Annotated in this window: 17 protein-coding genes; all 17 read right to left on the minus strand. The window is 32.8% G+C overall.

The window, feature by feature from the left end; translation table 11 throughout:
• Window positions 1–20: 20 nt before the first annotated feature.
• The 17 genes from BZ25_RS09100 to BZ25_RS09180 all read right to left on the minus strand — a co-directional run bounded on the left by BZ25_RS09100 (window position 21) and on the right by BZ25_RS09180 (window position 20630).
• Window positions 21–962, minus strand: coding sequence for an ABC transporter substrate-binding protein (locus tag BZ25_RS09100; protein ID WP_121515063.1), 942 nt, complete (start codon window positions 960–962; stop codon window positions 21–23).
• A gap of 311 nt (window positions 963–1273) precedes the next feature.
• On the minus strand, window positions 1274–2734 hold the full coding sequence (gene cls, locus BZ25_RS09105; RefSeq protein ID WP_121515062.1) for a cardiolipin synthase: 1461 nt from the start codon (window positions 2732–2734) through the stop codon (window positions 1274–1276).
• A 1-nt stretch (window position 2735) separates the two neighbouring features.
• A complete protein-coding gene (gene tmk, locus BZ25_RS09110) occupies window positions 2736–3434 on the minus strand; it encodes a dTMP kinase (protein WP_121515061.1) in 699 nt (232 codons plus the stop codon).
• A gap of 58 nt (window positions 3435–3492) precedes the next feature.
• A complete protein-coding gene (locus tag BZ25_RS09115; protein WP_121515060.1) occupies window positions 3493–4056 on the minus strand; it encodes a chromate transporter in 564 nt (187 codons plus the stop codon).
• A complete protein-coding gene (locus BZ25_RS09120) occupies window positions 4053–4622 on the minus strand; it encodes a chromate transporter (RefSeq protein WP_121515059.1) in 570 nt (189 codons plus the stop codon). The genes BZ25_RS09115 and BZ25_RS09120 overlap by 4 nt, the downstream gene beginning before the upstream one ends.
• Before the next feature lie 119 nt (window positions 4623–4741).
• Window positions 4742–5842: a TM0106 family RecB-like putative nuclease gene (locus BZ25_RS09125; RefSeq protein WP_121515058.1), complete on the minus strand. Its 1101-nt coding sequence runs from the start codon at window positions 5840–5842 to the stop codon at window positions 4742–4744.
• Between the two features lie 26 nt (window positions 5843–5868).
• Window positions 5869–7938, minus strand: coding sequence for a glycine--tRNA ligase subunit beta (gene glyS / locus BZ25_RS09130; RefSeq protein ID WP_121515057.1), 2070 nt, complete (start codon window positions 7936–7938; stop codon window positions 5869–5871).
• Window positions 7928–8791: a glycine--tRNA ligase subunit alpha gene (locus BZ25_RS09135; protein WP_012208911.1), complete on the minus strand. Its 864-nt coding sequence runs from the start codon at window positions 8789–8791 to the stop codon at window positions 7928–7930. Before BZ25_RS09135 ends, glyS begins: the two co-directional genes overlap by 11 nt.
• A 52-nt stretch (window positions 8792–8843) precedes the next feature.
• Window positions 8844–10511, minus strand: coding sequence for a DAK2 domain-containing protein (locus BZ25_RS09140; RefSeq protein WP_121515056.1), 1668 nt, complete (start codon window positions 10509–10511; stop codon window positions 8844–8846).
• Between the two features lie 17 nt (window positions 10512–10528).
• Window positions 10529–10873, minus strand: coding sequence for an Asp23/Gls24 family envelope stress response protein (locus tag BZ25_RS09145; RefSeq protein WP_012208909.1), 345 nt, complete (start codon window positions 10871–10873; stop codon window positions 10529–10531).
• 21 nt (window positions 10874–10894) lie between these two features.
• The gene (amrB, locus tag BZ25_RS09150) at window positions 10895–11719 is read right to left on the minus strand and encodes an AmmeMemoRadiSam system protein B (protein WP_121515055.1); all 825 of its coding nucleotides are present in this window, start codon (window positions 11717–11719) and stop codon (window positions 10895–10897) included.
• A 31-nt stretch (window positions 11720–11750) separates the two neighbouring features.
• Window positions 11751–13835: a hypothetical protein gene (locus BZ25_RS09155; protein WP_121515054.1), complete on the minus strand. Its 2085-nt coding sequence runs from the start codon at window positions 13833–13835 to the stop codon at window positions 11751–11753.
• Window positions 13836–13966: 131 nt separating this feature from the next.
• A complete protein-coding gene (gene htpG, locus BZ25_RS09160) occupies window positions 13967–15862 on the minus strand; it encodes a molecular chaperone HtpG (protein WP_121515053.1) in 1896 nt (631 codons plus the stop codon).
• 115 nt (window positions 15863–15977) lie between these two features.
• Window positions 15978–16775 carry an OAM dimerization domain-containing protein gene (locus tag BZ25_RS09165; protein ID WP_012208905.1) on the minus strand — a complete coding sequence of 266 codons (798 nt, stop codon included), beginning with the start codon at window positions 16773–16775 and terminating at the stop codon, window positions 15978–15980.
• Window positions 16772–18328 (minus strand): lysine 5,6-aminomutase subunit alpha, encoded by a 1557-nt coding sequence (locus BZ25_RS09170; RefSeq protein WP_199676883.1) that lies wholly within the window; start codon window positions 18326–18328, stop codon window positions 16772–16774. The genes BZ25_RS09165 and BZ25_RS09170 overlap by 4 nt, the downstream gene beginning before the upstream one ends.
• Window positions 18325–19668, minus strand: coding sequence for a DNA mismatch repair protein MutS (locus BZ25_RS09175; protein ID WP_012208903.1), 1344 nt, complete (start codon window positions 19666–19668; stop codon window positions 18325–18327). The genes BZ25_RS09170 and BZ25_RS09175 overlap by 4 nt, the downstream gene beginning before the upstream one ends.
• A complete protein-coding gene (locus BZ25_RS09180) occupies window positions 19656–20630 on the minus strand; it encodes a hypothetical protein (RefSeq protein WP_121515051.1) in 975 nt (324 codons plus the stop codon). Before BZ25_RS09180 ends, BZ25_RS09175 begins: the two co-directional genes overlap by 13 nt.
• Window position 20631 lies beyond the last annotated feature (1 nt).

Below are 20631 nucleotides of genomic sequence, written 5' to 3' on the forward strand. Positions count from 1 at the left end.
CTCCTAAAATTCTGTCTCGATCATAGTGTATCTACTATTTCATCTGCAATATCTAAAAATTGTTGAGGTATATTTACATCTAAATTCTGGGCTCTATCCAAATTTATATAAAAGGTTAGAGCATCTGCTCCTACTATCTTAGATTCGATTTCATAAGGTTTTTTGCCGTTTATGAGATCAAGGACAATTTTTCCCGTTTCTATTCCTACTTGATAATAATCAAAGCCAAAACCTAAAACTGATGTTTTTCTTGCAATATCAATGTCACCTGCAACTACCGGAATCTCGTTCTTTTCAAATACTTGGCCTAAGATTTCAGCTGATGAAGCAACCAAATTATCTGTGTATAGATAGGCAACATCTATCCTGCTTGCCTGGGCATTTAAGGAAGTTACAAGTTCATTGGCGTTCGTTCCAGTAATTTCTATAACATTGAATCCAAGTTGAGGTGCAAATTTCTTAGTTTGATCTGCTAAAAAAACCGAGTTAGCTTCTCCGGTATTGTAAAGAATTGCCAAATTTTTAGCATCAGGAAATATGGTTCTCATAAGGTTTACATGAGTTTCAACAGGGACCATATCGCTTACTCCTACAACGTTTCCTGGATTTTTACCAAATTTGGGGATCAAACCTGCACTGATTGGATCCGTAACTGCGCTGAATACCACGGGCTTGTCTTTTATTTCCGTCGCAGCTGCTTGAGCGGAAGGTGTAGCTATTGCAACTATTATATCTACGTCTGTTTTGAACTTGTTAGCTATAGTTATTGCATTTTGAAAGCTACCTTGAGCGCTTTGATGCTCATACTCAAAATTTACACCGGAATCTTCAAGATAATCAATTACTCCCTGATAAATCTTGTTTAAAGCGGGGTGTTCCACGATTTGTGTGATACCTATCTTTACACCAAAAGTAAATGTGAATAGAAAAACAATGACCACCGTTGTTAATACTTTTTTCATACCCTCACACCTCCTGGAGATTTTGTTTTTTCCCGTATTTATTATAAAAAAAGGTGTCTACTTTTTTCGTAGACACCCACTTGTTTCTTCTTATACCTACTTGCTAGCTAATAGGTAATGGAAGGCACCAAGTTGGGTGTCTTTCCAATACCAAAAGTAGAAATATTGATTATTTTTTGATTCTAAAGTATTGAGGGGATTTGTTAATAATCGTAATGAAATTTTTTTCATAGTAACCCTCGCTTAATTGAAATTTAATTTTTCAAATTATACAACAATCAATAAGGATTGTCAAGTAAAAATTTTAATTTTTACAAAAGATTGGAGAAAATCCGGCTGAATGCTTCTGTAAATTTTATAGGGAAAGGTTGATTATTGAAGTAATTTTGAGAAATGTGGGAACTGATTTTTAAATCTTCAAGAAAAATATCTTCTATTTGTTGAGTTTTTTCCCTATCGTATATTAAGAGATTTGCCTCGTAATTCAGTTCAAAACTTCGAATATCTATATTTGCTGTTCCAACGGTCGATATTAAACCATCTATGGATACGAATTTAGAATGTATGAATCGATCTTTTTTGTAAAAATATACTTCAACACCGTATTTTATAATTTCCTCCAAATACGTTCTTGAAGCAAAATAGACTAAAAAATGATCCATCTTTCCTGGAAATAAGATTTTTACTTTAATACCCGAAAGCGCAGCTATTTTCAAAGCCGAAAGAATGCTATCATCTGGAATGAAGTACGGGGTAGCTATGTATATATGGTCTTTAGCAATAGTAATCATCTTATGGATGGTTTGCATTATCGATGAATTTTCTGATTCTGGGCCACTCACCGCTATTTGTATTAATGAGTCTCCTTTTCTCTCTTGTTTTTTAAAGTATTTACTAGGATCTATTTTTTCTTTTTTTCTCTCTGCCTTTACAATTGTTTGATAGTCTTCAAAGAAAATTTTTTGAAGTCCGTTTACAGCCTCTCCCCTAACTTTTAAATGAAGATCTCTCCAATACCCCAAACTACTTTTACCAATGTATTCATTTCCAATGTTTATTCCTCCGATGAAGCCGATTTCAGAGTCAATTATAGCTATTTTTCTGTGATTTCTGTAATTCACTTGGGTATTAACAAATTTAAGTACTGGGGATAAAAAATAGCTATAAAAAGCAATTTCAACTCCTGCATTTTCTAATTGCTTTATATAGCTTTTCTTTAGACGCCCCGAACCTATTTTATCCATAATAAATTTAATTTCTACGCCCTCTTTAGCCTTTTTTACCAAGAGATCTTTGAGCTTTTTGCCTGTTTCATCATCTTTTACAATATAGTACTCCAAATGGATAGATTCTTTAGCATTTTCAATTTCTTTAAAGAAAGAGGCGAATTTTTCTTTCCCATTTTTAAAAATTTCTATGTCGTTTCCCAAGAATAAAGGCGATTTAGAGTTCTTTTTTAAAAGATTAATTAGTTGCAAATATTGAGTATCATTTTCTCCAAGTACCTTAATTAGCCAATTTTTTTCTTCTTGTGACAAAGTAGGCTCTGAATCCAAATAAATATCGCTGGTAAGCTTTCTTCTTTTCCAGTTTCTTCCAAAAAAAAGATAGATTACAAATCCTATAAGTGGGATTACGGCAAAAATTAGAAGCCAACTTATGGTTTTTTCGGGTCTTTTTCTTTCTAAGATGACAACAGTCGTAGCAACAAATGAATATATTAATACAAAAAAAGTCCAAAATCCAAATTTGAAAATTATAGCAAAAGCCATTTTATACTTCTCCTAAATCTCTTATGTTTTGCCATATAGAGTAGATCTCTTCGTGAATTTCTTCGATTGATTTTAATTCTCCATTTTCTTTTAAACAGTTTATTATCTTCCAGTTGTACTTCTGGGCGATATATTTTGCATTTTCGTATGTTTTGTTTATGTACTCGATGTTTTTTTCGTGGATATCTTTTCCGGTTAGATCTATTATCTTTTCCTTTCTTTTTTTCAACAATTCTATACTTATTTTAGGAGGAATATCTAAAAATATTACGTAGTCGGGTTTTGGCAAATTAAATTTGTTGAATTCCAAATCCCAAAGCCATTCTAAAAATTCATCTTTTTCACTTTGATTTTCGAATTTTGAAGATTGATATATCATGTTGGAGGTTGTGTACCTATCGGATATTAAAATTCCACCAGATTCATATAAGGGTTTCAATTCTTTTTGATAAGTTGCGAATCGGTCCACGGCAAAAAATGTGGAAGCAGCGTATGGATTTATTGCTTCAGGGTTTTCCCCAAATTCACCTTTTAAATACATTTTTATCAAAGCGGAAGAGTCACTTTTGTAATTTGGAAATTCAACTTTGTATGCCTTAATTTTTTCATCTTTTAATCTTTGTGATAATATTTCTGCTTGCGTGGCTTTGCCACTTGCGTCTGTCCCAGATTCTATTACAATAAGCATTCCTTTTTTCATAAAATATCCTCCTACCGTTTAGGTGCTTGTACCAAAGTTATTTAACCAATTTACCAAGTTAAAACTTAAAAATTATTCCCACAGCCGCTCCTAAAGCCAAATAAACTACAGGATGCTTTTTAAACCGTTCCATTAGATAAATGATGATTATAAACAATATTATAGCCTTGAAATTGAAAATAGAAACAAAAGTTTGAGTTTCTGAAAGTCTTTCAAGATGAAACAAGGAAACTTTTGCTACTTCATATGTTGCGGCACCTATCAGCCCCACCACTGCCGGTCTTAAAGCATAAAATCCATTTTGTATAAATGGTTTTTCATTGAACCTTTGAAAGTAATGGGCAATTATAGTAATAATTATTATTGAAGGTGTCACTATCCCCAGTACAGCTATTATACCACCAAAAATACCTCCGAAGTTATAACCAACAAATGTAGCTGTGTTTATTCCAATAGGTCCCGGCGTAGATTCGGATATAGCTATATAATCAGCTAAGTCATTAAGGGTTAACCAATCATACTTACGAGCTAGATCTTGAAGAAAAGGTATAGTTGCCAAACCTCCACCTATAGAAAAAAGTCCTATTTTAAAGAATTCAAAAAAGAGTGTAATGTAATTCACTTTCTATCATCCTTGGACCCCTTTTGGGGCGGTTCTATCCTATTTTGCTGTATAATCAATCCGACTATGAAAGATGTTATCACAACTACAAATGGGGATAATTTTAAGAAAGCAACAACAATAAAAGCAACTGAAAATATAATTATACCTATGTAATCTTTGACAGACTTTTTCCACATATTTATTATAGCGTTCAACATTAGTGCAACTACAACTACCCTAATACCACCGAAAGCATGTTGTACTATTTGCAAATCTTGAAATTGTTCGAAAAATATGGCAATAATGGTTATTATTACGATAGAAGGGAAGACCATCCCTAATGTAGCAAATATTCCTCCCACTACCCCTTTTAATTTGTAACCTACGAAAGTAGCTGTATTTATAGCAATTATTCCAGGCGTACTTTGACCGATGGCATAATAGTCAATTACCTCCTCATCGGTTGCCCAATTGTGTTTTTTAACGACTTCCTCTTGAATCATTGGTAACATTGCGTAGCCACCACCAAAAGTTAGGCTCCCGATTCGAGCAAAAGTTATAAATAAATTCCATAAATCTTTCATAGATACTATTAGCTCCTTCTATATAATTTTTAGAATTGTTTATACTAACATTAAAAAAGACTTATGTACAGCATTGGATAAACCATACATAGGTCTTATTTAGAGGGTTTATGAACGTACTAAATGGCCCTAAGGCTTTCTAATACTAATTTTGTAGCTCTACAATCATCTTCATTGTATTTAAAAATATTTTTCAAAGCATTTCTATTGCCGTTCAGATAACTTTTGTACTCGAGTATAACCGCAAAACCATTTAACTCTGTTTTCCAATTAAAACCAAAGTATTTACTTATATCTTTTAATGAATAAGAGACAACGGGTAAACTGTAATTTTTTCTTATTATTTCGTATAGATCACACGTTTTTGAGGAAATTTTACTTAATTTATCTCTCAATAGAGGATATTTAGATGAAAGTTTTTTTAAGGCTGTGAGATCATTTTTATCGTAATGCAATAGCACTTTGTCTTTTTCATACAGGAAATCTACCATTTTTGCAGCGATTTTGTATGTGTTTTTTTCTAAAAAGAAAGGAACGTAAGTTTCGTTTTCCAAAAATCCGAATAAAAAGTCTTTGTTTAAGTAAGTTTCTACGTCAAAGACTATATAATCTTGTGGAAAAGAATGCTCATCAATAACGTAAACTTGGTTTTCAATTAGAGATTTTAGATTGTATAAAGGTTTTTTGAATCTTTTGTCCAATTTTTCTATTTGATTGGTTTTTATAACTGTCAATGGTTCCAAATTCATATTTTTTAAATCCTCAACCATAGATTTACTTAAGTTAGGGACTATGGAATAATCTCCTTCCCTTAAAAATTCCAAATGGCATTGGTTTTTAATTTTGCAGAATTTACAATGTGGCCCATGGACTTTTTTAGTTGATTTAAGATCGTTAAGTTCTTTCGTTATCCATTTTTCTCTTAAAAGAATATCTGAAACATTTATTTCATAACTTCCATTGGATGTTTCTAAAACAATTCTTTTTATAGGTTCACCCTTATCTTTGAAATATTTATATACGGTATATATATGTAACCAATAAGATTTTTTAAAATTGTTCCCCATTCTAATGATTTTTACTACACCGTTGTTGATGCTTTCATAATTAGCTTCAACGTTCAAACCATTTATATTAATATCAAAGTATGAACCTTGTCTTTTATAGGTAGGAACGAAATAACTGCAACTTTTAAAATTTTCATAGTAAAGTAAATCCATTGTTTAAACACGCCTTATCTTAAAATTTAGCCTTTGTATAATTTTTCCACGTCTCCAATTTCATAAAACAGCGCTGATAAAGATTTTAAAAAACCTAGTCTATTGCTTCTTATAGATTCATCTTCAGACATAACAAAAATGTTATCAAAATATCTGTCAATATTTTCTTTTAAAGAGATTAAGCTTTCAATCGCCCCATCGTAATCTAATTTTTTCAAACAGTTTTCAAATTGAGACTTCACTTCCAAATATTTTTGAAATAACGTTTTTTCCTCTTCTTCTACGAATAGTCTGCCATGATATTCTTGGGAATAATGGTTTTTTGAAATGTTGTTTACCCTTTGAAACGCTGTAATAAAATCTTGAAATTCTTCTTTTTTTATAAACTTATCCAATGATTTGGCAGCCAAGTAAGCTCTTAAAGGTTTATATACATTTATTAAAACCGAATTTATTGCCTCTGCGGTTATGTTTTCTCTTTCTAAGATGGTTCCTAAACGGTTGGATAAGAAACTTTTTAACTCAACTTCTACAGGTTTTATAGATATGTTAGATTTCCCACTTTCGGCGAACACTTTTTCTGATAAGTCGATAAGTTCTTTAAGGTTCAGGTCCCATTCCATCGATATCAAAATTCTTAAGATTCCAAAAGCTTTTCTTCTCAATGCAAAAGGATCTTTTGATCCTGAAGGGATCTTTCCTATACCAAAATATCCGATTAGGTCATCTATTTTGTCCGCTATGGAGACGATATTAGCAACTAAATTTTGAGATATTTCATCATTTTCCGAAAGAGGTTTGTAGTGTTCTTCGGCTGTTAAGAAAACATCTTCATTTTCTCCTTTGTGTTTCAAATAGATTCTTGCCATAATTCCTTGCAATTCAGGAAATTCATATACAACTTTTGAAGGGATGTCAATTTTACATAACAAGCCGGCTCTTTTAACTACATCTAAATTTTCAAAACCAAGTTTTTCGGCAATTTTGGAACTGAGTGTTGATATTCGCTCACATTTTTCTCTGTAATTTCCTAATTCTACTTGATAAGTAATACTCTTTAAATCTTCAAGCCTTTTCTGTATATCCGTTTTTAAGTCGTCTTCATAGTAAAAAGCCGCATCGTCTAATCTTGCGTTTATTACTCTAGTATAGCCATTAGTAACGTTGCTTTTTCTGCCAAATCCGTCCTGGAAAGCTATGTATTTGTTGATTACCTTTCCATCTTTCATCGCCACAAAACTTCTTTGATGGTGTCTTACAGTGACAATGATGATTTCTGGTGGTAGAAAAAGATATTTTTCATCAAAACTTCCAACTACCCCTTTGGGGAATTCTGTCATTTTGGCAATTTCTCGAATTAAATCCTCGTGCTCTTCCAAAGAAATCTTGATATTATGTTCATCTTCTAGCTCTTGAATTTCTCTCTCTATTACTTCTATTCTTTCTTCATATAGAGGGATTACATAGTTCTTTTTTAATTCACTAAAGAAAGTTTGAGGATTTGTAATTATTATCTCTTCGCCAAAAAAACGATGGCCATAACTTTTGTTGGAGGATTTTTCATCGAATATTTCGAATTCTAGAATCTCTCTGTTGTACAAACCTAAGATCCAATGTACCGGTCTTACAAAGGTGTAGTTACCTTTTCCCCACCTCATACTTTTGGCAAAATTCATGTTGGCTATCAATTCTGGAATGATATTTTGTAAAATAATTTTGGTAGGCTCTCCCGCTTTAACAAACTCTATATATGCGTATTCTGCGCCGTCATTATTTTCAAATTTTACATCTTTTACCTGAACACCTTGGCCTTTTGCAAAACCTTCGAGTGCTTTTGTAGGTTGGTTATTTTCATCGAAGCAAATCTTTTTTGGAGGACCTTTTCTTTTTTCTTTTTTATCGGGCTGTTTATCTGGAAGGCCCACGATGTAAGCTCCAAACCTACGAGGGGAAATGAAGATATTCATAGACAAAAAATTCAAATCATTTTTTTCCAAGGATTTTTTTAATCCTTCTTCCAATTGAGTTAGTATATTATCAAATTCTGATGGGGGTAAATCTTCAACACCTATTTCAAAAATTGCCCTATTCAACATCAATTACCTCCGCATTTGAACTGTCGATATATAGTTTTGCACAGCTTTTCGCCATATTCCTTATATCCAGTATGTATTGATGCCTTTCGTTAACTCCAATGGCATTTCTTGCGTCCATTAAGTTGAATACATGTGCTGATTTTGCTAAATAGTCGTATGCAGGTAAATATAATTGTTTTGCAATTAGCCTTTGAAATTCTTTTTTATACATATTGTAAAGTGTTTTAAGCATATCTATATCAGCTTCTTCAAAATTATAGTAAGAAAACTGCCTTTCGTTTTCTTTGTATATGTCTTTGTATTTTACATTTTTATTCCATTTAGTTTCATAAACGTTGTCGATGTTCTGTAAATACATAGCTATTCTCTCAATTCCATACGTAAGTTCAACGGGAATATAAGTTAATGGGATGCCTCCCATCTGTTGAAAGTACGTGAACTGAGTGATCTCCATACCATCTAACCATACTTCCCATCCAACCCCCCACGCTCCTAAAGTAGGAGATTCCCAATTATCTTCTACGAACCTTATGTCATGTTCCTTAGGGGATATCCCTAAAGATTCCAAAGACCTAATATATAGATCTTGGACGTCTTTGGGTGAAGGTTTGAGAACTACCTGGTATTGATAAAATCGTTGCATTCTATTTGGGTTTTCACCGTATCTACCGTCTGTTGGCCTTCTACAAGGTTGAGTATAGGCAACTCTCCATTCATTTGCCCCAAAAGATCTAAAAAAAGTGGCAGGACTGTATGTCCCTGCCCCCATCTCTATATCGTAAGGTTGGTCTATAACACATCCAAAATCGGACCAAAATTTTTCTAAGTTCATAATCACATCTTGAATGTACAAATCAAATCCTCCATTCTTCCAGCAGAATTAATTGTTTATTATTTGTCAGATTTTACTCAACGGAAATAAGCAGTGGATAATGTCTCTGCCCACCGTTGTGAATTTCTATCTCTATATTGGCGTATTTTTGGGTCAGATTTTTTACTAGTTGATCGATCTTTTCTTTTTTGGCACCTTCACCGTAAATTATGGTAATGATTTCATAACCTTTTTTTATTAGTTCCTCTAAAACTTTTTCCGTTTCTTTATAAACGTTCTTTCCATGAGCTTTTAACTCTTTTCCAAGAAATATCAAGTACTCGCCTTTTTTTATCTTTTCACCCTTAATGGTGGAATCCCTAACCGCATAAGTAACTTCAATCGGGACGATAGATTTAACGTATCCCATCATGGATTCTTTTAATTCTTCTTTGTCCATATTGTCATCGAAACCAAGCAAGGCACTTATGCCTTCTTGAATGTGTTTTGTAGGTAATATCAATATCTCTTTATCAGTTAACTCTGCGGCTTTTTCAGCAGCCAGAATTATATTTGGGTTATTGGGGAGTATGATCACCTTTTTTTGTGGAACTTTATTAATCGCATCTGAGATGTCTTTTACACTAGGGTTAGTGGTTTGACCTCCAAAAATAACTTGATCCACTCCCAAACTTATAAAGATATCTGAAATACCTTTTCCTGGAGAGACTGCAATCACACCCCAATTTTTATTATTCAGATTATTGTTAACAGCCACTTTGGCTTGCTCTATATCGGCTGTTTTGCCCTCTTTTTGTTTTTCTATAATATGTTCATGTTGTGATTTCATATTGTCTATCTTTGTTTTGATCAATTCGCCATGTTCTAAAAACTTTTCAAAGACTAATCCTGGATGATTTGTGTGTATGTGTGTTTTTAATATGTCATCCTGATTAACTAAAACAATGGAATCTCCGAGACCTTCCAAAAAGCTCCTTATTTCTTCTAAGGTCTTTTTTTGTATAGGCTGTTTCTGGAATTTTACTATCGCTTCTGTGCAATACTGGTATGTTAGTTCTTCATAGGCTATTTCTGTTATTTGTTCAGGTGTGGCAGACTCTAATTCCTCAAGTTCTACTTCAATATCGCCGTGAAGTGCATCATTCATCCCTTTTAAAATGTAAGCAAGTCCTTTTGCTCCAGCATCCACAACATTCGAATCGCGTAATTTTTTCAAATATTTTGGGGTTTCCTCTACTATTTCAAATGAATACTTTACTATCGCATCGAAAAAAACCAAAAAATCCTTTTCTTCGGACATACTTTCTTCCATCTTTTCTGACAATCTTCGAATTAAAGTCAGCATTGTTCCTTCAACTGGTTTCATAACGGCATTGTAAGCTCTATCTTTAGCGTTTTGAAGGGCTTTTATAAAATCTTGGGTGTTGATTCTTTTCTTTTTTTCGAGAATTTCAGTTATTCCACGAAATATTTGTGACAAAATAACACCTGAGTTACCCCTTGCTCCTAGTAAAAGACCTCTTCTCAAACTTTCCATCATAGATTTCATATCGTTTTTATCTTCAACTTCATCCATACTTTTACAAGCTTCGAGCATACCTGCTAACATATTATTACCAGTGTCTCCATCTGGGACAGGAAAAACATTAAGGGCGTTAATTTCATCTTTGTTTTTAGCTAATTCTGCTGCACCTTTTTTTAGAGCTAAATATAGGTCTTTTGCATACAAAAACTTGGGCATTCAACAGACACCTTCTCTCAATATTTCAAGCCAGATATGCTCACATTTACTTTGATATTATCAAAATTTAGCATAGATGTGACTCTATGGTGAACATTCTCTTGTATATTTTGAGCTACCTTTTTAATGGGAAGGCCATATTCAAAAACGAGGAAGAGATCAATTACTATACTTTCTTCATTTTCTGATACGTTTATTCCTCTATCTTCACTTTTTGACCAAAAACTTGATATCCTATCAAAAAAACCTTGCTTTCCAGAGATTTCAACCGTGCCGTAGGATTCGATAACAGCCTTATAAACCAATTCTTTTATAACATCGTTTTTGATATCTACAGTACCAAATTCTGTTTCTATTAACATGAGGTTCACCTCCGTAGTTTGTTATTTTTGCAAATTACTAACTATTGCGGAAAGGTATCCAACTACCGCTTCATAATCGCCGCTTATTAGGCCACTCGTAGTGTGGTCAATTATTTCAATATCAGTAAATCCTATACTTAAAAGAGCAGCCACGGGACCGTATCCACACATACTTATATTATATCTTCTTATTGTATCATACATTTCTTGCAGATTCATATTTTTTAATGTTTCTATAACTTTTTCATCTTTTAGCAACGTCTTTTCGTGACTTTCGTAATGATTCATGTCAGAAGAAGCTATGATCAAATCTCCTTCTTCTATGATGTCTGCTAAAATTTCTCCAAGGTTTTTGGAGGTTTCTAAACTTTGATCCATCATACAGATAGGTACAATTTCAAAATCATTTCCTATAGCATACTGAAGAAAAGGTAGTTGTACCTCTAATGAATGTTCTCTCGAATGTGCAGATTCATCGTTATAAATGTCTAACTCTTTCAAAATTTTCCCTGCGGTTTTTCCGTCAACATTTATCGTTCCCAAGGGAGTTTTCCAACTACCGCTTGTGAAAACTGATATTTTAGAACCTAATCCTGTATGATTAGGCCCTAATAAAAATACTCTTTTTGCTATACCTTTCTCAAATACCTTTTTGTAAGCTTTTGCTGCTGTTTCTCCAGAATATATGTAACCAGCATGAGGTACTATTGCTCCCATAGGGGGAATTAATTTTTCCGTATTTACTTTAAAACTATCACCAAAAAAACTATTTAGAAGGTTTTTTAATTTTTCTGGATTCGAAGGGTAAAAAGTACCTGCAACCACAGGATTTCTAACCTTCTCCATATTTCAAATCGCCTCCTGAGAGACAGATGTTTCAGAAATAATTCTCAATTTCAGGTTTATTAGATACTTCAACATGTATGAGTATAACTAAATCGTATACATTTTGTGTTTTTTCATACGAAGTGAACAACTGTCCTATTACTGGTATTTCTTTAAAAATAGGAATACCGGTTTCGTTTTCAACTATGCTGGTAAAATTAAGCCCACCTAATTTTATAAAACCACCGTTGGGTATGGTGAATTTACTACTCATATTTCTTTCATCAACTATGTTTTTATCTTCATTTTTTAATTCGCTTATGCTTATATCTAATTCAGTGTTGACCATTTTTGTAATATTGTCATATTCACCACTTACTTCCATTATAAAACCTGATTCTATTTTTGATACTATCTTACCTTCCTCATCGAATACGGGAACCGATAAGACGGATTTTATCGATGCTCGCCCACCTTCATTAACGTATATTACTGGTTTTGATATTAACGAAGCCTTATCTTTGCTACCATTTATTATACCATCAAATTGTAAAGTTAATAAGTAGAGCTCTTCCACAGAGAATCTATCCACATTTTGTCCAGAGAAAACGAAAATCTCGTATTTTAATAGTTTTTTCTGTTCATAAAATCTAAGGGTATTATGCCCGATATTCTCATACCAAATGTCTTGGGATACCAAATAAGGCTGTAACGATGACATATCTAAATTAAAGTCATTGATGGTTACCTTTTTATCGTTTTCAAAATCTGATATAACATTTATAGATTGTGCTTTTGCTACCAAGGAAATTAACTCTTTTAACGAAATTTCAACGTTGCCCTCTTCATAAGGAAATGAATCCAGAATATTTTTCAAAAAGCTTGTTTTGGATTCTTCGTATTCCAACATATATAGAACATAATCTTCCTGCTCTGTAATATTTGAAAATTTGATATTCTCCTGGATTAATACTTTCTCAAAAATTGTACTCTTTTCAAAAGGAATGGTAACGAGTTCTTTGTTAATTATAGGTTTGGACGTGTCGGGAGCAATTTGAGGTTGAACAAGTTCGTTTATTGTTTGTGCCATTTTTATAGATTCACTACTTCCCATTAAAAAGAAATGTTGTTCGTCTAACTTGTAAGTCTTTACAGGTAGAATCTCTTCTAAAAATGTCATGTCGTAGACGGAGGTTAAAACAACATAACTTTCATCTTCGTAATTTTCTTTCTTTTCAATAGGAGTGGATGGTTCGCTAATTTCTTGTGGTGTTATAGGTAAAACATCTTTTGTTTCTGGAATTTCGTTCAAATAATTTATCAGTTCGTTAATTTGGTCTTTTTCGCCTTCTCTGGCAAGGATTGCGTAGTAATTATCCTCAAAAAAGGCTACTTTACAATCAAAGATTTTTTCTAAACGGGTTAGGTCATACTTTGATTCAAAGAAAAGCAAATATTCTTGGTTTCTATCTAAAGAATCTTCTTTTGAAGAGGCTAGCATAAAATTGGTTGAGGAACTTTCTTCAGAGATATTTTCATTTTCAATGAATAAAGGCAGATTATTTTCAAACGTCGAAGCTTGTTTACCTACCAATACTGTATCTTCATCGTAAAAGATTGCGTTTAATGAATAAACTTCATTCAGCATTCTTAAAAAATGTTCTATGTGTATTTCATTTGAATTTATAGCGAAAAAAGTGTCGGGCAATTCTTCCGTTTTTATCCAATTCCAGCCAATGTAAGTAAACAACAAGTCTATAGCATCATCTAACTTTATTTTTTCAAAGTTTATCTGTTGAAAAGTGTATGGTTCATATCCATAAAAAATTATCCTATCGTCCTTTATTTCTAAATTGTTCATTGGATAAAGAAATTTGATCGTAATTACATTTTTTGAAGAAGAGACTTCTTTTACAGGTCCTTTACTAATTTTGTAATTAGCTTGCTCAAAGATTTCCCCTTCGAAAAAAAGTTTGTAAATGGTCTTTGAATCGTTCGAATAAATTTCAAACTTACTTTGCGTTTCAAAAAATACGATATTGGCGTTAATGGTTGAATCATAATCTATAAAAAAGCCAAAGAAAAATGAAGGTAATAATAAAAAAATAAAGAAAAGAGCTTCCTTCGGTTTCGGCATGAGACCCCCCTTCAAAATATTCCCTTATTACTTCAATTATACCATAAAAACTCAAAAACTCTGTTTAATAGTCTTTCACCCTGTAACCTTTTTAAAAATGAAAAACGCCCATTTGGGGCGTCTTTAATTTTTTATTTTATCATTAGCTTTGTTATGAGTTTTGCAAATGTAGCTTTATCTTCGATTTCTAATCCTTCAAGTAACAAAGATTGGTTGTAAAGTAATTCGGCGTAATCTTTAATCTCTTCTGAGTTGGGATCTTTTTGATATATATCTGTTAGTATTTTAAATACTTGGTGGTCAGGGTTTAGCTCTAATATCTTTTCTGCTTCAAATGGTAGTTGCTCTAAATTTTTTAAGGTCTTTTCCATGTTTAAGGAGATGGCTTCATTGGCGCTTACTATACATGCGGGGGATTCCTTCAATTTATCTGTTAGTCTAACATCTTTTACTTTGTCTTTAAGGTATTCTTTTATTTTTTGAAGTAAGTCTTTGTTTTCTTCTTCTTTTTCTTTAAATTTCTCATCTATTTTTACATTTGAACTGCTGATCGATTTGAATTCTTTTCCTTCATAGTCGTGCATCAATTTGATGAGAAATTCGTCTATTTCATCTGTTAAATACAATACCTCATAACCTTTTTCTTTGAAGGATTCCATTTGGGGCAGATTTTCAATAATATCTTTACTTTCCCCTACAGCGTAATATATGTAATTACCTTGATCTTCTTTCATTCTTGAAATGTATTCTTTAAGGGTTACCATATTTTTATCAGACGTAGAACTTTCGAATAAAAGCAGATCTTGAACTTTTTCTTTTTCCTGTATATTCTGGTATAATCCTGCTTTTATAACCTTTCCAAATTCATTCCAAAATTCTACGTACTTTTCTCTTTCGTTTTCGAGTTTTGATTTTAAAGCATCTAATATCTTTCTTTCAATATTTTTTCTTATTACTTTTAGTTGTTTGTTTTTTTGAAGTATTTCTCTTGAGATATTCAAAGAGAAGTCTGGAGAGTCCACCAATCCTTTAATGAAACCTAAATAATCGGGGAGAACTTCTTCACAGTTTTCCATTATAAAAACGTTCTTTGAATAGAGGTTTAAACCTCTTTTGTAATCTTTACTGAAAAAGGTAAACGGCAACTTAGAAGGAATATAAAGCAATGCGGTGAATTCAACCGTAGTTCCTTCAGCTTTGAAATGAATAACATCGAAAGGATCGTTCCAATCGTAAAAATGTTCTTTGTAGAACTCGTTGTATTCGTTTTGAGATATTTCTTCTTTGTTTTTGTTCCATAAGGGGACCATCGAATTAAGTATTTTTTCGGTTATCTTCTGTTTACCTGCTTCTACTTCTTCTTCCCATTTCATTTTTATGGGATATTTTATATAGTTGGAGTGTTTTTTGACTAATTCTTGAATTTTATATTGGTCCAAATAATTTTCATCCTCATCTAAATCGTCTTTCAATATTAAGGTAATCTTAGTTCCTCTATTGGCTTTTTCACATTCTTCAACTGAATAAGTTCCTGTTCCATCGGATTCCCATCTTACACCTTTATCTTGATCCCACTTTTTTGTTTCTACAATAACTTTTTTAGCCACCATGAATACCGAATAAAACCCAACACCAAATTGACCTATTAGGTTTATTACAGTGTTTTCCTTATCTGCCGAGAGGTTGTCTTCCATTTGAGCCTGTTTTAGTTGGTTCAGAAAGTTTTTGGTGCCTGATTTTGCAATAGTTCCCAAGTTTTCAATTACCTCTTCATAAGACATTCCGATACCGTTATCTTCAACTATCAAAGTGTTGTTGTCTTTGTCTATTTCAATCTTTATCTGCAATTCAGTATCATTTTGTAAAACGCTTGGGTCTTTCAAAGATAAGAATCTGATTTTATCAAGAGCGTCTGAGGCGTTAGAAATCAGCTCTCTTAAAAATATATCTTTGTGTGTGTAAATGGAGTTTATTATCAAGTTGAGCAATTGTTTTGTTTCTGCTTGAAATTCTTTTACTTCCGGCATTTATTTTTCCCTCCTGCTTTTTAGAATTACTTGCCTTAAGAAGCTCTAACTAATATATAATTATATCGAATCTTTTTGAAGGTTAATTTTCTGTTTTTTTATTATTTTTATTAAGTTATTGTTTGTTTTCCTGTAATCTCTGAAATAATTCTTGTGCTATGTAAGATGCAACGTCTTCGGGATATGTGTTTGGTCCAAATCCTGCATCAAAACCTATTTCTTTGGCTAATTGGTGAGTTATTCGGGGACCTCCTACGATAAGAATTACTTTGTGTCTGATTCCTTCGGCTTCCAATAATTCTACTAATTCTGTAAGGTTTTTTACATGTATATTTTTTTGAGTGACAGTTTGAGAGACGAGTAAGGCGTCGGCTTCAAATTCTAATGCTTTGGCAACGAAAACCTCATTCAAAACTTGACTTCCCATGTTCAGGGTTTCAAACATTTCGTATCTTTCCAAACCATAATGTCCAGCGTATCCTTTACGGTTCATTATTGCATCGATACCCACAGTATGCGCATCTGTTCCTGTTGAAGCCCCTATTACCTTTATTTTCCTACCTATATACTTTCTAATGTATTCGTCTATTTCTTCCATTGACATTGTTTTAGTTTTTATGTGAGGAACTTGAATTGCAGTATAATCAAGAGTATGTGTGCAACTTCCATAACAGATGAAAAAAGTGAAACCCTTGGTCAACTCCTTGTGATAAACAACCATAGGTTCTTCTAAACCCATTTTCATCAGTAATTGTTTTGCAGATTCTATCGCCTCTTCTCCATCAGGAACAGGTAATGTGAAGCTTAATTGCATTTTTCCATCGTTCATTGCGTCTCCATACGGTTTTATGGCTTTTAGGTTTAGAGTTTCATCGAAACCTTTTTTTTCTGTTGAGTATGATCCTCCGCTCATCTTTGTTTTCCCTCCAACATTTTTGTTATAAAAGGGTTAAAGTAATGTTTCCCTTTTTCAAATACACCTTCCAAACCTTTCCCGCCATCGATGGGTCTTTTAATGTTTGCAAAGGTGCCCTTAGAAAGAGAAACGAACAGTCCATCTTCATTCATTTTTTCCAATAGTGCAATCGATTCGTCTAGTACTTGCTGGGCTCTTTTGTGAATGATGCCATCTTTTTTGAATTCGATTTCATCAGCAATATTTCTTAGATTGTTGAATATGTATTTTGCGTTTTCTATTGAGAGATATCTATCAGACATAAAAGGTGTATGAATAGCCTCTGTGAGCATGCCTAACAATTGTATCCCTTGTTCAGTTATGATTGAAACTACGTTGAACATAGCGTTTTGTATATGCCCTTTGAAGATGTTACCTGTCATATGTTTTGTTGGTGGCATATACTTTAAGGGAGATTTTGGAAATATTTCCCTTGCCATTTGAGCTTGGGCCAACTCGTATAAAAAGCCGTTCGTAATATCCGGATCCATTTCGAAAGCATGGCCTAATCCCATCTGCTCTTCAGGTATGCCGGCAATTAATGCTAACTGTTCGTTTATGAATTGAGAGGTTAAGACTGTGTGAGCTTCTTCATATGCATCGGCAGTTGTTAAGTAGTTATCTTCTCCGGTATTTATTATAATATCAGCAAAACCGTTAATAACTCTTGAAAAGTATTGGTCTATTATCGTTCTTTTCATGTTGATGTCTCTGAATAGGATACCGTATAAAGCGTCATTTAACATAACATCTAATCGTTCCATCGCCCCCATAGCTGCGATCTCAGGCATGCATAATCCTGATGCATAATTCACAAGCCTTATGTATCTACCTATCTCTTCCCCAACTTCATCTAAAGCTTTCCGCATTATTTTAAAGTTTTCTTGTGTAGCAAAAGTGCCTCCAAATCCTTCCGTAGTAGGACCGTATGGGACGAAATCCAAAAGGCTTTGACCTGTGGACCTAATTACTGCAATTATATCTGCTCCTTGTCTTGCAGCAGCTTGAGCTTGAACAACGTCTTCATATATATTACCTGTTGCTACGATGACGTATAAGTATGGTTGAGGACCTTCGCCTAATTTTTCTAAATAAGTTTTTCTTTTTCTTTTGTTGTTCTCTATCAAATTAATTATTGAATCAACATAGGGGTCCAATGCTTTTTGAATTTTGATGTCGCTATTTATTTTAATCTTTGATAAATCTAGTTCTTCAACCGATATTTTTTCTGCTATTTCTTGAGGTGTTAACCCCGTTTCTTTTAAAGCGTTACCAATTAAGTATGCGGCTCCTTCGTTCAGTAGGCCTATTTCTTTTATATGTTCTACAACTCTGTTGGGTAGGGGTACCCCATTTTTATCTACACTATCTATGCCTAGTAATCTGCATATTGCTCTTTCGGTTGAAACAGTGGATCTTTCCTCAACATATTTTTGAACATCCAAGGCGATATTTTTAGCTAAGTTTCTGGCATGTTCAATTTTATTTTGATCCAAATTTAATTTGTTCACAATTGGTCCTCCTTTTTCAATTCTTCGATGGTATTTATAAATTCTTTATCAATATTGAGCATTTTTGCAATTGTTAATGCTTCTTCTGGGACTTTTCCCTTCTTGTCTTCTATTAAAGAGTAATCCATTAATTCTGTGATGTCTGTTGGAGAAATATACATTTTAAGTAGAGATTTTTTAATTCCTTTAATTCTAAATTTTTTTATATTTTTTTCCGCAACGTTGTTGAAATGGGTTGTAACTACCGATATAGAATGGTAATTGTTGAGAATTTTAATGACAGCTTTCACAATTAATCTACCCTCATGAGGATTTGTGTTTCTTGCTATTTCATCAAGTAATATCAATGCTGAATCATCTTGCTTAATGTACGTTAATATTTCATTTAATTTTAAAATCTCGGCGGCGTATGAAGATAAACCACTTAAGATCGATTGATAATCACCTGAAACCAAAAATATTTTATCAACCGGTTTGATTTTTGCATGCCTTGCGGGAACGTAGAACCCATATTGAAAAAGATATTGGGATAATGCCAAAGATCTTAGTATTACTGTTTTTCCTGTCATGTTTGCCCCGGTTATTAACGTTGTTCCTTTACCTAATTTTATGTTTATCGGTTGATATATTTGATTCGTTTTTTCTAATTGTTCTTTGATGAGTGGATTGAATAATCCCTCATATTCTATATTGCTTGAAAGTTCGGGTTTTGAAAGCTTTAGGTTCATTGCTAGTTCTGCTTTAGCTAGTATGAAATCTAATTCCTCTAGGTCTTTTAAGGCCTGTTCCAATTCTGACGAATATTCTGTCAATTTTACAGAAAGGTTATATCTTATTTTTTCTTCTATTTCCATTTCTTTTTGGTATAATAAGTCTTTTTCTTCTTGAGGAGCGTTTTTTCTCTTTCTTCTGATCGATGCAAGTTCACGAGAGTATGAATTGTAAATGTAAAATGTTGGAAGTTTGTTCCCTTCTGGATCCAGAATGGCTATCACTTTTTCCAAAGAAGGTAGTTTTAAAAAAGAGAAATTGACTAGTTTCCTTATTTCTTCATAATATATAGAAAAAAATTTTATTTCAAATAGTTCTATATCATCCAAAACCTCGCAGTTTTTTAGTCTTCCTATAATGTAGTTAATGTCTTTTATGTATTTGAGGTTGGATTTGATTTTGCTTAGTGATTTCTTTTCCCTTTTGATTGCTAATATAGCTTCCTCAATTTTATCCAGTTCTTGTTTTATTTGGATAGTATTGGTATAAAATTCTAAATTTTTTATTTTTTTTACTCCTAAGGGAGTAACAACATCTAACTTTTGAAGTATATATTCTAAATCATCCATGATTGGCCTTCCCTCACATTTATTATCGGTATGTTTATTACTTCTTTTAATCTCTTTATGATTTCATCTGAGTCCATAGTATATCCGTATGGAGAGATAGGATTAATAGTTATAGCCAATAATTTTGTACTGTGGAGTACCTTTATTTTTCCGCCTTTTTGTATAAATGTGTAATAAGTTTCTGGTTTTACAAATATTTTAGTGAAATCTTTTACTATTAATTCTACTTCGTTTAAATTTTTTTCCTTAGATAGATACTTCAAAAAGCTTTCCCCCAAAGCACCACATATATAAAACTTTTTCCCGTAATCAAGAATTGGCTTGTCGCATTCTTCAAAAGAGAGTAGTGATCTTATGGATAATTTAATAGCTCTTTCATCTATTGCATATATTCCATCTGTCAAATTTTCCAATTCGCTGTTATTCTCTTTTTCTAATTGGATCAAATCTGTAACAAATTTGGTTTTTTTAACAAGTTCATTTATGTTTAGACTTACAGCTGCTCCTGTTGCAAGTATCATAGCATCAGTAATAACTGGTGAAGCGGGAGTGAGTCTCGATAATGCACCATCTATTAAGACAATCTGTGCTCCTAATTTTAACATTTTTTCTATGAGAGTTTTTATGTCTTTGATCTTTTGAGGGCCGGCCAATATTATCTCACCATTTTCAAGTGCCTTGGATACAACTATTCTTCCTAAAGGTGTTCTTAAATCATCATCAACGGATAAGATTTCAGAATGAAATCTTTTTAGCTTGTAATATTTTTCAGCGGTAGCAAAGACTGTTCCTTTTACAATTCCTATGTGAGGTTTTGGCATAGAAGTTAATTGATCTATTGGTTCGCCATCTAAGCCGATAGAAGTAATTCCAACTCTTTTATTGAGGGTTTTTAATAAAAAATTTATCGTTTCTGTTTTTCCGGTATTTTTTTCAAGACCAACAATAGAGACACTTTTCAAA

The organism is Petrotoga sp. Shatin.DS.tank11.9.2.9.3, assembly GCF_003665005.1.
GTDB classification, from domain to species: Bacteria; Thermotogota; Thermotogae; order Petrotogales; family Petrotogaceae; genus Petrotoga; species Petrotoga mobilis.

What these genes read in the sequence shown, in the direction of transcription:
- BZ25_RS09125 (WP_121515058.1), bottom strand. Translation starts at nt 5,842, where the DNA reads ATGGATTTACTTTACTATGAAAATTTTAAAAGTTGCAGTTATTTCGTT.
- BZ25_RS09100 (WP_121515063.1), bottom strand. Translation starts at nt 962, where the DNA reads ATGAAAAAAGTATTAACAACGGTGGTCATTGTTTTTCTATTCACATTT.
- BZ25_RS09165 (WP_012208905.1), bottom strand. Translation starts at nt 16,775, where the DNA reads ATGAGCGGAGGATCATACTCAACAGAAAAAAAAGGTTTCGATGAAACT.
- tmk (WP_121515061.1), bottom strand. Translation starts at nt 3,434, where the DNA reads ATGAAAAAAGGAATGCTTATTGTAATAGAATCTGGGACAGACGCAAGT.
- BZ25_RS09120 (WP_121515059.1), bottom strand. Translation starts at nt 4,622, where the DNA reads ATGAAAGATTTATGGAATTTATTTATAACTTTTGCTCGAATCGGGAGC.
- BZ25_RS09155 (WP_121515054.1), bottom strand. Translation starts at nt 13,835, where the DNA reads ATGCCGAAACCGAAGGAAGCTCTTTTCTTTATTTTTTTATTATTACCT.
- amrB (WP_121515055.1), bottom strand. Translation starts at nt 11,719, where the DNA reads ATGGAGAAGGTTAGAAATCCTGTGGTTGCAGGTACTTTTTACCCTTCG.
- glyS (WP_121515057.1), bottom strand. Translation starts at nt 7,938, where the DNA reads ATGTTGAATAGGGCAATTTTTGAAATAGGTGTTGAAGATTTACCCCCA.
- htpG (WP_121515053.1), bottom strand. Translation starts at nt 15,862, where the DNA reads ATGCCGGAAGTAAAAGAATTTCAAGCAGAAACAAAACAATTGCTCAAC.
- cls (WP_121515062.1), bottom strand. Translation starts at nt 2,734, where the DNA reads ATGGCTTTTGCTATAATTTTCAAATTTGGATTTTGGACTTTTTTTGTA.
- BZ25_RS09140 (WP_121515056.1), bottom strand. Translation starts at nt 10,511, where the DNA reads ATGCCCAAGTTTTTGTATGCAAAAGACCTATATTTAGCTCTAAAAAAA.
- BZ25_RS09145 (WP_012208909.1), bottom strand. Translation starts at nt 10,873, where the DNA reads ATGTTAATAGAAACAGAATTTGGTACTGTAGATATCAAAAACGATGTT.
- BZ25_RS09175 (WP_012208903.1), bottom strand. Translation starts at nt 19,668, where the DNA reads ATGGATGATTTAGAATATATACTTCAAAAGTTAGATGTTGTTACTCCC.